Source organism: uncultured Thiodictyon sp. (assembly GCF_903946935.1).
Classification (GTDB): Bacteria; Pseudomonadota; Gammaproteobacteria; order Chromatiales; family Chromatiaceae; genus Thiodictyon.
Genome location: NZ_CAJAXH010000228.1, coordinates 1 through 11,875, shown reverse-complemented (window position 1 = coordinate 11,875; position 11,875 = coordinate 1). Strand labels below are relative to the sequence as shown.

General features: G+C 58.7%; 12 protein-coding genes. 3 read left to right on the top strand and 9 right to left on the bottom strand.

The features are described 5' to 3' along the window. Positions 1-414 precede the first annotated feature (414 nt). From QZX93_RS20085 to QZX93_RS20070, 4 genes are all read right to left on the bottom strand, one after another. On the bottom strand, positions 415-1,224 hold the full coding sequence (locus tag QZX93_RS20085) for a protein phosphatase 2C domain-containing protein (RefSeq protein ID WP_295386875.1): 810 nt from the start codon (positions 1,222-1,224) through the stop codon (positions 415-417). A 37-nt stretch (positions 1,225-1,261) separates the two neighbouring features. After that, positions 1,262-1,654: a type II toxin-antitoxin system death-on-curing family toxin gene (locus QZX93_RS20080; RefSeq protein ID WP_295386881.1), complete on the bottom strand. Its 393-nt coding sequence runs from the start codon at positions 1,652-1,654 to the stop codon at positions 1,262-1,264. Next, on the bottom strand, positions 1,651-1,875 hold the full coding sequence (locus tag QZX93_RS20075; RefSeq protein ID WP_295394894.1) for an AbrB/MazE/SpoVT family DNA-binding domain-containing protein: 225 nt from the start codon (positions 1,873-1,875) through the stop codon (positions 1,651-1,653). The genes QZX93_RS20080 and QZX93_RS20075 overlap by 4 nt, the downstream gene beginning before the upstream one ends. Before the next feature lie 341 nt (positions 1,876-2,216). Next, the gene (locus tag QZX93_RS20070; RefSeq protein ID WP_295393163.1) at positions 2,217-3,146 is read right to left on the bottom strand and encodes a hypothetical protein; all 930 of its coding nucleotides are present in this window, start codon (positions 3,144-3,146) and stop codon (positions 2,217-2,219) included. 167 nt (positions 3,147-3,313) lie between these two features. On the opposite strand from QZX93_RS20070, the gene QZX93_RS20065 reads away from it, so the two are divergent. Then, complete coding sequence (locus QZX93_RS20065; RefSeq protein ID WP_295393162.1) at positions 3,314-3,526, top strand: hypothetical protein; 213 nt, start codon at positions 3,314-3,316, stop codon at positions 3,524-3,526. A gap of 684 nt (positions 3,527-4,210) precedes the next feature. Beyond that, positions 4,211-4,882, top strand: coding sequence for a class I SAM-dependent methyltransferase (locus QZX93_RS20060; RefSeq protein ID WP_295393161.1), 672 nt, complete (start codon positions 4,211-4,213; stop codon positions 4,880-4,882). 248 nt (positions 4,883-5,130) lie between these two features. Here QZX93_RS20060 and QZX93_RS20055 read toward each other — a convergent pair whose 3' ends face one another. The 4 genes from QZX93_RS20055 to QZX93_RS20040 all read right to left on the bottom strand — a co-directional run bounded on the left by QZX93_RS20055 (position 5,131) and on the right by QZX93_RS20040 (position 10,403). Then, positions 5,131-5,622 (bottom strand): DUF2937 family protein, encoded by a 492-nt coding sequence (locus QZX93_RS20055; RefSeq protein ID WP_295393160.1) that lies wholly within the window; start codon positions 5,620-5,622, stop codon positions 5,131-5,133. A gap of 121 nt (positions 5,623-5,743) precedes the next feature. Beyond that, on the bottom strand, positions 5,744-6,913 hold the full coding sequence (locus QZX93_RS20050) for a PD-(D/E)XK nuclease family protein (RefSeq protein WP_295393159.1): 1,170 nt from the start codon (positions 6,911-6,913) through the stop codon (positions 5,744-5,746). A 746-nt stretch (positions 6,914-7,659) separates the two neighbouring features. Then, positions 7,660-9,924 (bottom strand): ATP-binding protein, encoded by a 2,265-nt coding sequence (locus QZX93_RS20045; RefSeq protein ID WP_295393158.1) that lies wholly within the window; start codon positions 9,922-9,924, stop codon positions 7,660-7,662. Between the two features lie 2 nt (positions 9,925-9,926). After that, entirely contained in the window at positions 9,927-10,403 is a 477-nt protein-coding gene (locus QZX93_RS20040) for a hypothetical protein (protein WP_366760813.1), read from the bottom strand. A 28-nt stretch (positions 10,404-10,431) separates the two neighbouring features. On the opposite strand from QZX93_RS20040, the gene QZX93_RS20035 reads away from it, so the two are divergent. Further along, complete coding sequence (locus tag QZX93_RS20035; RefSeq protein WP_295393157.1) at positions 10,432-11,448, top strand: WYL domain-containing protein; 1,017 nt, start codon at positions 10,432-10,434, stop codon at positions 11,446-11,448. Positions 11,449-11,481: 33 nt separating this feature from the next. On the opposite strand, the gene QZX93_RS20030 is transcribed toward QZX93_RS20035, so the two are convergent. Next, positions 11,482-11,875, bottom strand: a 394-nt coding sequence (locus tag QZX93_RS20030; RefSeq protein ID WP_295394891.1) for a DUF4400 domain-containing protein, incomplete at its 5' end; no start/stop codon positions are given.

Sequence of the window (11,875 nt, the reverse complement as noted above, 5' to 3'; positions counted from 1 at the left end):
GTCTGGTTGTTGCCACCCTTGCGCACGTCGAGCAGGTGCTCAAAGGTGTCGCGGATCTGCTTGATCAGGACACCCGCCGTCAACAGCGGCAAACCCGCCGCATCGGAAGTTACCATCGGACTCTCCAGTCATCGCTGAAGATCCATTCATAACATCATGGTCTTAAATTTGGAACTGCTGGGATGGCATGGCCGCGTTGATACATGGATATTTCAAGGGCGATAATTCTCGTTCCTGCACCAGCGGGCCGAACCGGCGCCACCGCGCCTCGGCATCAATGCCCGACCGTGCTGAAGTGTTCGCAGAGGATAACCGGGATATGCGACATGCCTTGTCGCAAAAAAGTTGGGCATACACTCGCGACCGGCCTTTCCAGACAGCCACAGGTTGCGACAGTTGCGCCGGAATCGCGTTTCAGACTGGCATCCCGAGACTCGTGATGCGCACCAGGATCAGCGACACATTGTCAGGCGCCCCCGCATCCAACACCGCCTCGCGGTAGAGGGCGGCCTGCTCATCCACGGGACGCTCCGGCCGATAGATCGCCTCCAGCCGCGTCTCGCCCAGGGTGTCGTGGAGACCGTCGGTGCATAGCAGAAAGGTGTCGCCGGGCGCCCACTCACCCTGCCGCCAGTGCATGGCAAAGTCATCCTCCTGCGCGTCGGCGGTCAGCATGTGCTCCAGATCGTGGTAGAGCTGGCCCACCGACTGATCCCGGGCGATCTCCCCGCGTTCGACCATCGACTCGAAATAGGTATGATCCCGCGACAGGCGCTGCCAGCGACCGTCCAGGTCGACCCGATAGACCCGTGAATCGCCCACATTGAGTACACTGAAACGACCCGCCCGCCATTGCAGCAGTGCCAAGGTGCTGGCGCTACTGCGCGTGCGTCGATCGCGAGCGAGTTGCCGGCACAGATGGGCATGAACGTGGCGACGGATCAGCCGGGGGCCGATCCACCCGTCTTGCAGCAGGGCCTCCTGCCCGGCATCGAGACCGCGCAGCGCCTCCAGTACCGCACGGCTTGCCCGTTGCGGGGACGGGCTGGACGCCACCCCATCGGCCACCGCGCAGTATCCGCCGGCAGCCTCACCAACGACCCGATGGACGGGCAGGTCCGTGCGCTGATAAAGGTGCCCCGCGACCAGCAGGGCGTCCTGCTGGTCACGGACAATGCGACCCGCGTTTTGTGTAAAGGCAAAGTTGATGTCAGTGCTCCCCACTATTGCCTTGTCCCGGCCAGCCGCGCCCCGTGCTTCGTCAGGCACTATGAACCGATGAATCGCTGAGCCATTTAGCCAGTGCTATTTCGGAGAAATCGCCGGCGGCCAGCCCTTCAATCACCACGACCGTCTCCGGCTCAGGCGCGTCAAGGCTGAATCCGTTTATTTCCAGAAAGATCGCCGCAACCGCCAGGGCTGTGCGCTTATTGCCATCGATGCACGGATGATTCTTGGCCAAACCATAGCCGTAGGCGGCAGCAAGATCAAAAATAGTCGCCTGCGGTTCGTAACAGAAACGCTGCCGGGGTCTGGCCAGCGCGGAATCTAGCAGCCCCTGGTCGCGAATACCGTGGCTTCCACCATGCTGAGTAATCAGCAACCGATGAACTGCAACGACCACTGCATCCAACACCCAGTGCGGCTCGGTCATTTCGCCAGCTCATGAAACGCATTGCAGTATTTTTTCAGCACCTTGTCGGCGGCCTCCATCTGCGCTTCAAAATCCTGCTGAGATGGAGTAAGAGTAAATCCCACTGCATCCTCAATCAGATACAAGGTATCGCCATTTCCGACTTTCAATTTGTCAAGCGCCTCGGTTGGCAGCACAAGACCCATCGCGTTTCCGATCGCCGTCACTTTGACTTTCAGCATAGTTGTTTGTTCACATACGTTGATACGACCAGCGGGACGGGCAGGCCGCGCTCGTGAACCCGCGAGACAGTAGGCCCCGGTCCCATCGCCAGTCGGCGATCGGAGCGGGGCCGGCTTCTCGCGAGTTTGTGTTTTATGATCGACTCTCCGGCATCAGGTCGCTGGATTTTCCAAGCCTCAGCGGTCCTTCCTGGAGGTCGCACGGTAGATCATGAGTATAGACTCGAACCAACCGGCCAAGTCCCGTCCCACTCTCCTACCAGAGTCAGGCGCAGGACCCGCCGCCGCATGGCCCAGTCGGGGTGAACCATGCCGGTGATCTCCCGATCGGTGTATCTTGCCTATCCAGATATTTGGCCCAGAATCACCGCAAGCTCTTCTCTAGTTAGCTCGCCATTCTTGGGGATCACTTCAAATATCCTCACTGTGTGACCGCTCCAATTAAGCTCTCTTCCCGTAGGGCAAAGGGCAAATGCTTTATGCGGAAAAGGAAAGATTTTCGCTGCATTATCCAATACCGATTCGGGATAATCGGTTATATGATCGGCGATCAGGTATCTGACTCCGATATTTCCAAGAAGAGGGTAGAATACAGACGAACCTATCCCATTTCCGCCGAATGGTTTCCCATCCCGAACCTTGATAAAGTGGGTAATGCGAAGCCCGTGCTTGAGAATTACTTGCTGAAGGAAGTTGTGGTTCTCAAACAAAAAGAAAAAGACGGTCGCGGATATTTCCCCAAGAGCATCTGAAATAATCAGAAGCTTAAGTAAATAAATTGTAGGCTGTGAAAGTGCGCCATCAAAGTAAGCATATTCAGGATTTACTCGATAAGCAACCTGCGCCTCTTTTTTGAGTGAAAGCGCGTACTTCTCCATGATCCGAACCGTTGTTCTTGGGTCTATATGTATAATATCTCGAATCTCGTTGCCCAAGCCTGTCAACCCTGGACTGTAATCAGTATGACATATTATGTTCGGAGGTTCTTTGATGCCATGTAGTTCCCGCCTCGGTGCCGTCATCTCCAAGATGTCTCGATAGTCAAAGCCAGCGCTTGGATACCAAAGAATCTTCTCTTCTTTCAAATCACCAAATAGCTCATCAAGCGCATCCTTAGCTTCTGGGGTATCGCCCTCAAGAATGTCTTGAAGCTTCATTGTTAAAGGCTCAACCCAGTACACGCGGTTTTGCGCCTCCAACTCCTCGCGGCGCTTCCGCTCTTCATCGAGTCGTCTGCTTTCCGGCTCAGCATCACCGACACCTATTGCCATACATAGCTCCCGAATATGATTCTTTGTCTTCTTTGTTGCCAGGGGGTAGGGGTTCAGGGGGTAACGTGGTTAAACTGCGATGACAAATTGCTGCGCAAGAGTCGCGCTAGCGCTCAGCTTCAGTGTCAGATGGCGCCTCTCCTGGGCATCATAGCGGAGATTCTCAAATGACTGTACGCATTCAACCGATCGCTGACATCAGCCTGCGGGCTAATCTGGCTCTTATTGGAAAGCTTGGGGTCGTCGCTACCATCCGCTTCCTGCATCAATTCTGCGCCGGTAGCGGCGACTACACCGTTGAGCGAGAGTCCCAGTTCCAGGATGTGACTGCCGCGGAGATCATAGCAGAGATCAAGTCCTGGCGTACTGGGGGCGCCTGAAGGCAAAGGTGCCCGTTCTGCATGGGCTGGGAGGTAGCGACGGATCAGCCGAAGGGAAGTCCACCCGTCTTGCAGCAGGACCTCTTGCCCGGCATCGAGACCGCGCAGAGCCTCCATTACCGCACGGCTGGCCCGTTGCGGGCGCGGGCTGGAAGCCACCCCATCGGCTACCGCGCAATATCCCCCCCTGCTTTCTCACCAGCGACCTGATGGACGGGGAGGTCCGCGCGGTGATAAAGTTCCCCTGCCACCAGCAGGGCGTCCTGCTAGTCACGGACAATGTGACCCGCGTGTTGCGTAAGGGCAAGTTTGATGTCAGTGCTCCCCCGCTATGGCCTCGTTCCGGCCAGCCGCGCCCTGTCATTCCCCCGGGTCATGTACGCTGTAATAACCAAGATCGGAGCGCTTTTGACATGACCGCCTTTTCAGCGGCAATGTTTACCCAAATGGGCGACCGCATAGGCACTGGTTCAGTTGGATTCTGCATGCAACTAACTGAAAAATATTGAATTAAATTAATTCATTGCAAAAATCGTGGGTATGCGCCAGAACAGGGCAGCCCCTCAAAGATAGTTTAAATATTCAGCGAGTTATATTTTCTTTTACCTCTGCGGCGCATTGCGAATCGTGTAATTTTATACTTTTGTTCGGGCTGGATCATTACTAAAATGTTAGCATTATCAAATGCAAGCGGTGGTAACCGAACTGAACCAGTGCCACCGCATAGGAGATGTACAATTTTGCATGAGGATTGTCGGTGGTCCTGAAATCGAGTGTTCCTGTCGCGATTTTCTGCATTTGCGGCCGGAAGAGGAGGCTCTACTGCGCGGGTGTCTCGACGGGCTGCGGATCGTCCGAACATTGGATATTGGTTGCGGGATAGGACGACATAGTGCTCTTGTCCAGTCACTTGTACCGCATGCAGCGATAACGCTGGTGGAAAGCGACAAACAGCTGCGCGATTATTGCGCCGAACGGATTGCAGGCGCGCGCGTTTTCGAGCATTTCGACGATCTGCCGGCGGACTCTCGGTTTGATCTAGCAATCCTGATGGGGAATGGCCTCGGAATCTTCGGAACCGAGGATGCAACTCTTCAAGCGCTTCAACGTCTTCACGGTCTCATGGCCCCAGAAGGAAGCGTATTAATCGAATCCGGGAGCTTTACTCAGGACGACTTTTCCTCTGCTCGGCACGAGATTGAGTATGATGGCGCCGTGGATGGTCCCTTCACATGGGGATACGCAACGCGCCGGTGGCTCCAACGCTCTCTGGACGCGGTGGGTTTCACAGGGATTTCCGTTACGCCCTCAAATCATTCGGGAACTTTCTATATCTGCCATGCCAAGAAACTTTGACTGTCGGTATTTTCAAGGTAGATATCTTGATCTCTTGCGCGCCCTGCATGATGGATTTCGGAAAAAGGTTGAGTGTAAAAAAGCCGGTGAACGGAATAATTCTGATGGCATCTGAAGACCTCCAACGGCGATTGTTCTGGAGGTCGTGTTTACGACTATGTTGAGCTTCCTGGCGAGATTGATCAAAAAGTCGACGCGTAGAGGATACCATGCACTACTCAAGATTCATGTCCGTAAGCTGCTGTTCCTCATGTTTTTTCTCGTTTTCTCGCCAGGAGTTTGATCGGATAGACCGTCAAGAGGCTCAGCAAGAAGGCGCCCACAAACCCAAACGCGAGGCTGTCCACTCTAAGCGGAAGGCCAGCCTTGAAATTTTCGAGCGTCTTACCAATAACTTCAAGCCGAGTCGGATTGAGCATCCAGTACAGTTTATGAAAAATGCCGTCATTCTTGAAAATGTCAATTCCTTGCTGGAGTAAGTTCAATTCCTGTACCCTCAAGGCCATCAACGTCGCGTCATCTCTGACACTTGGTTCCGCATTTTCCAAATGCCTGGTTATCATATCCTCTAGCGTCGCAAATTCGTGTGACCGAGCGATTTGCTTCCAAGCTGCTACCTGGGTTTTCGTGCTTTCATAATAGCCGGCCAAGAATTGTTCGTAATCGTCTACGAACTTAGGCAATTGCAAGAAGATCAATAGGCCAACGCCGAAAATGAGCTTATCCAATACGGAAAGCATGATACGACCCTCTCAGGGATTCATCGACAAGGAAGAAGCGTTGCTGCCTATTTTTATCATGCGATTCGGACGGGTCTTCACTGACCTCGTTTCGGATCATGCGCGGCAGACGCAGGCGGTGTCAGTCATCCGGCATGAGTAGATGCATGTGACCTCGAAATGCGTCACGCACCATATCGGCGATCTGCAGGATCTTATCAGCCAGCGTCCCGTCTCGCATGGCAATCCAAGGTTTCGGGTGATTAGACCAGTGGCGGAATTCTTCATCGAAGCGAAACCCGAGAACATCGATGCCGTCTGGATAGCGAAACCAGATCCAGTGATCGTTTATGCCTACAGGTGCAGATGCGCCAAACAGGATCGTCATCTTTCGAGTGATTTCGGCTCTCGGAATTGCGCTCTTTACAAGATTTACATTTCGTCCTGCTATCCCAAAATAGAAGTATCTGTATCCGCTCTCTTCGAATCCAATGGTGAGCATTGCATCTTGCTGATTATCGAAAATGATCCTGATTTCGTTCGATTGCAGCCCCCTATAGTCCGCTGCCTTTCCCTTATAAAATCCCTCATCGCTTTCTATCCGATGCCCGTTTTCGATAAGCTTTGTCTGCAGATCCTTTTTCAGAAGATCAAGCAGATGCCTCTTTATCGACTCAAAAGCAGCATTCACCAAGAACGCGGCCTCCAGATTTCCTGGACTGGCCAGTACGCCGTCTCGGACTTGCAGTTCTTCACACATGTCAAGCTCCCCATTCACGTTAGTAAGGAGAAATTTTGCCAACTGCTCTATAAAAATGCGGACGGCTAAAGCCTTGCTGTTCGCTGCGCCTTCCCCCAGCCATTCGATCACTTCCGAGTATGGCATTTGATAGAAACGTCCATCGCGTTTCAGTTGTTCCCGTTCAGCGTTACAGATACTTGACGGATCTGGCTCGGTGTTGCTTATATAAATCAGACGCCAGTATTTGAATTGTCTATGTCGTGCCGTTTTCATCAGCCAAGCAGCATAATCGTGCAACTGAAAATCACCATCTCTAGCCCATGGCTTGTTCTCGATTCCGATCAAGCCATTCTCAAATTCTAGATAGATATCGATCCGACGGTTCGTATCCGTGGGCTGTTCCACGCTTACCTTTTGGCATGCGGCGGGGCCAGCCAATTGGTCGGCACCGATTCGCCTAAGAAACGAGTCCAGAAACAGCCTTCGCTGACCATGTTTTCCTTTTGGATCAAGAAGATCGCGAAAGCAGCGGGATATGCCGTTTTCTTTCGCGGACAGATAGTCGAACAAGCTGAACTCTGGCGCTAGTTGGTCGCTAAAAAGATCTCTGGCCCTTCGCAGTGCGTGAACATCAAGTAGGACTCTTGTTGACAGCGCATCAATATTGTCTCGCCTTGCTCTTCTTGTGTCAGCAAGCATGGAAGTCACGTCATTCAGGAGCGTTATAATGCACATTTCTCACCCTCCGAATCAAAAAAACATCTCGCTGAAAAGGCGCCAAATCACATTAATTGCTTAGCTTTCAATGCGTAGGATGGATAAGCGCAGCGCATCCACCAAGCCACCGGGAGCAGTGGATGCGGAGCGACGCAGCATCGCCCCCGTCCAAAGGCATTGGGCCGCGTACCTTATCCACTCTCGAGAATCCGGCGGCTCCTTCGGCGGCGTCGAACTCGCACAAACTAAGGCTCAAGATGCGCGGCAAGCGCCACTCGCGGGGTCGCAGTTCCGCGGCAAGACCGTCGGGAATTTGCAGGGTGAGTTGCATCGCGCTCCGCTCAGTCGAAGAGATTGATCATTGGCGGTTCCTCGTGTCCAGTATTCTCCCCTCCCCGGACCGGCGTCAAGTCGTGAGCAATCAGGTCGGGGACGCCAAGGTTAAGGGTGCTGGGCGGCGCGGCGGCTTGACGGTCGGCCTGACGACCGACCGAACCGGCTGAAGCCTCGATCTCCGGGGCCTTGACCATCGTCTGAGGCGCAGAGCGCCTGACACAGGCGTGCCACCGCTGGAGCGGTGGCACGAGAACGGGGGGGGGTTATGCCGCTTCCCGCCCATGAGTCTGTTTCAATCGACACTCCGCCGCCAGCCGCCGCAGGAACTGTTCTGGCGTCAAGCCCTCCCCGAGCAGGGTGCGCTGGCGGCAGACGTTGGCGAAGTCACCCGCGGTCAATCCCTGGAGCGTCTCCAGATAGCGCGCCAGCTCCGGCGCGACCGCGACGGTGGTATCTTCCAGGGCCTCCCGCGCGAATAGCGCAAGCCGTTTCGCCGGTGTCAGCGCCCGAAAATGCAGCTTGAAATCGAACCGCCGCAGGGCCGCCGCATCGATCCCCGCTATCAGGTTGGTGGCAGCAATGAAGATGCCGGGGTAACGCTCCATCTGCTGCAACAGCTCATTGACCTGGGTCCGCTCCCAACTGTGCCGGGCCGCCCGCCGGTCGCTGAGCAAGCTGTCGACCTCGTCGAGCAGCAGGACCGAGTGCGCCGGGTCGCAGTCGCGGAACAACCGCGCCAGGTTCTGCTCGGTCTGCCCGACATAGGGCGAGATGAGGTCAGACGCCTGGCGTGCCACCAACTCGCGGTCCAGGGCCTCGGCCAGAACCTCGGCAAAGGCAGTCTTACCGGTCCCGGGCGGACCGTAGAAGCACAGGCTGCCGCGACCCTGCTCGGCCAGTGCGCGGGCGATGGCGTTCGGAGCGATCCCGCCGGCCAGGTTGAGAAAAGCCACGTCGAAGCGAGTCGCCGGGGTCCGTCGGCGGGGCGCCGGCGCGCCATAGAGCAGGGTGCGCACCGCCGCTACCCCGGCGCGTACCGTCTGCTCGGCCGGCCCAGTTGGATGCAGGTCCAGCAGGCGCCGGGCCGCACCCAACTGGGCCGGGGTCAGGACCGCGTCGGCGGCCAACTCGTCGAGCAGGGACGGCGGCAGGTCGCGATCACCCAGGTGGCTCTCGACAATGGCGCGGCGCACCGAGCGGGGCGGGGTCACAAAGGCGACCGGCAGCAGAAAACGGCGCAGGAACGCAGGGTCCATGCTGTCCGCGTCATTGGTGATCCAGATCGCCGGCACCGGATTCTCCTCCAGAATGCGGTTCATCCAACCCTTCTGGCGGCCGGTCGGACGGCTCCCGCGCAGGAGCGCGAACAGGTCGTCACCGGCGCCAAAAACGTCCTCGACCTCGTCGAAGATCAGCACCGCGTCGCGTCGCCGCCCGAGCAGGCGCTGGGCGAGCAGATAGGCCGAGAGCCGCCCCGTGCGCCGCAGCCCGTCGCCATCCTCATCGGCGCTGCGCACCTGATAGGCGCGCAGCCCGCAGGCCGCCGCCAGCGCCCGCGCCAGTTCGGTCTTGCCGGTGCCGGGCGGCCCGTAGAAGAGGGCGTTGACACCGACCGCCGCGGTGGCCGAGCTGTGACGCAAGACCCCTTCCAGGCGAGCGGTCGCCTCCGCCAACTGCGGAAAGGCGTCCAGGCGCCAGGCGCCGGCCGGGGCCGGTTCGATCAGTAGGGCAAGCAGCGCCTGCGCATCCCGCGGGGCGGCCTCCAGCACCTCGCGCAACAGGCCGGTGGGGGACAGAAAGTCCTCCAGGTCACTGAAACCGTCGTCGCAATCCACCAGCCCGAGCGCCCGCAGCGGGGCACACCTGGCCAGGGCGCTCTGCGTGATCGCCCGATCCAGGCCCAGCAGGGTCGCCAGTCGCCCCAGGTTGATCCGGGAGGAAATGCGGCCACTGGTGCGCACGTTGGCGCGCAACAGCAGACGCAACGGATCGACCAGCTCACGCTGCTCCAGGAAATCGAGCATGCGTACCGCGGTGGCGTCGAGGGCCAGGGCCTCGCCGAGCAGCGCAATGGTGGCAGAGGTCGGCGCGGCGGCGTCGGCCTGCGCCAGCCGCCTCAGCACCCGGCGCGGCAGTGTCCTGAAGAAGGTACGCAGGCGTTCGCGCAGCTCTGCGGCACCGAGTGGGGGGGACGGCACTTCGCCCCGGCCATCGTCGGCGCTGCGGGCGATGTGGTAGTCCAGGCGTCGTGCACCTTGCACATTGTCCCACGCCTCCCAATCGACCGCGCCTGGCGGCGTCCAGTGACACTCTGAATCGGCATAGAGCGACAGCAGCGCCACCACGGCGTCAGGATCGAGCAAAGGCAGCGTCAATTCCCACAGGGCGGCCAAAACATCGGAATCCTTCAGGTCCTGACGCAGGCGCGCATCGCCCCGCACCAGTTGCAGGGCATAGCGGGCGGCCCGGCGCGCGGCCGCGGGTACGGTGGTAAAATCGGTGCGCCAGAGGGTACCATGGTCATTCATGCTCAATTCTCCTGCGTCCAAGGCATGAAGCGGCGGCGGTCAAAATGGAAGCTGATCATGTCGCCTCGCCCTGGACCGGTCTCCCAGATCATGCCCAACACAAGATCGCGCCGCTCCCGGTAATAGGTCGATCCGGCATCGCTTTCCCCGTCGAACAGGGGCGTCTCCAGGACTTCCAGCACCACGACTGGCTGGCCGTAACGCGGGAGGCGGTGGTTGCGCATGCCGGGTTTCCAGACCGCGAGATCGCCGGGGGCGAAGCGATGCGGTTCGCTGAACGACCGGTAGCGCTCCCGCAGGGCCGCACCGAGGTCGCCTTTGAGCCCGTCCAGGGGCTCTTCCGCGAGCAGGTCCAGCGGGTCCTCTTCGCTCAGGCCGATCAGGTCAAGCAGTTGGCGCGACGACAGGTCTTGGTTTTTCTGGGCCATGGCGGATTCCTCTTGCGTGGCGGTGGGTGAGGCGTATTGAACCATTGCCATGCGTCAAACTCTGTCGCATACTGACGACATGCCTGCTGCACATGAAACCCGGATCGCGCGCCTCAAGCGCCTGGAGGCCCTGTTGCCCCGCGGGCGGGCTCCCGGCGCTTGCCCGGATGTCTCGCAACTGCTGGCGATGCTCGGCGAGGCTTATGCCGGCAAGACACCGGCGGCTCGTCGGCGTGCGCTGCAGCGCGATCTGGAAGAGTTGGTGAAGGCGGGGCGCATCAAGGCGGTCAACCCCGGCAGCAAGCCGCTGCGCTACCGGTTGGTCGCGGAGGAGCAGGACAAGTACCAGGCGGTCCGAGATTACGAAATCCAGGTGGTGCGCGATCTGGTGGCGGCTGCCCTGCCCCAGCAGCGACTCGATCGACTGTGGCAACGGTTACTGACCAATGCCGAGGGTCCAAGACTCGATGAGACGCGTTTGCGGATCGTCCCTGACACCCTGCGCCTGCAAGCGGTGGAACTCTATCCGCGGGTGCTGGAGGCCGTGATTGAGGCCCTGGCGCAACGCCGTGCCCTGCAGGTGCTGTATGAAAACGCCGAGGAAGAGCGCAGCGATGCCTGCCTGCACCCCCAGGCGCTGATGCAACGCGGACCCATCCCCTATCTCTTCGCCTTGAAGAACGACGAGGATGAGCCGATCCGGCTCTATGCCTTGCACCGGATGATCCGGGCCGAGGTGCTGACCCAGACGCCCGCCCACGAGGCGGTCGGATTCGATCTGGATGAGGCCATCGCCAACGGCCAAGCGGACTTTGGCCGCGGTGAACAAATCGACCTGGAGTTGCGGGTACGCGGCTATCTGGCAACGGTGCTGGTGGCCTGCCCGCTGGCCGTGGGCCAGCAATGGAAGGACGAGCCGCCCGACTCCGACTTTGAGATCCGGGTGTGGGCGCAAGTCCCCCAGACGGGTCAGTTGCTGCGCTGGCTGCTGGGCGCCGGTGCAAATATCGAGGTGGTCGCCCCGCCGGATGTACGCCGGGTGGTGGCGGTGCAGGCGGCGAAGGTGGCAGCACTTTATCCCGATCCACATGGCTAAATGGGGTGTCGCGTCTCGTCAACAGCCGCAGGACTAGGTATTCCTCTGACTTACAAACGCTTCTGACTGTTGGCAAGCACGAGCCCCAAGAGCACGGCAACGACGGCCACCCCCTACTGATACTCCCGTCGCCGGTAACGGAATGGGCGCAACCAACAGCATCAAGGTCCCGATCAAGATCCAGAGGAGCCCCCGCACCGCCCAGAAATGGATCAGCGGACTGGCATAGGAAAAGCCGTGCTGCCGGATGCGCCGCCGTAACAAGGCATCGTGCGCGGCGGCAGGGAACAGGATCAGGCTGAACGGCCACCAGAAGAGCCGGACCGCCAAGCGCTGACAGGCCTGCCCGAGCGACCACCACACCACCTGCACCCGGCCCGCGAGCCAGGGCCAGACCGGGCTGTCCGCCAATTTCTCCAGCCCCGCC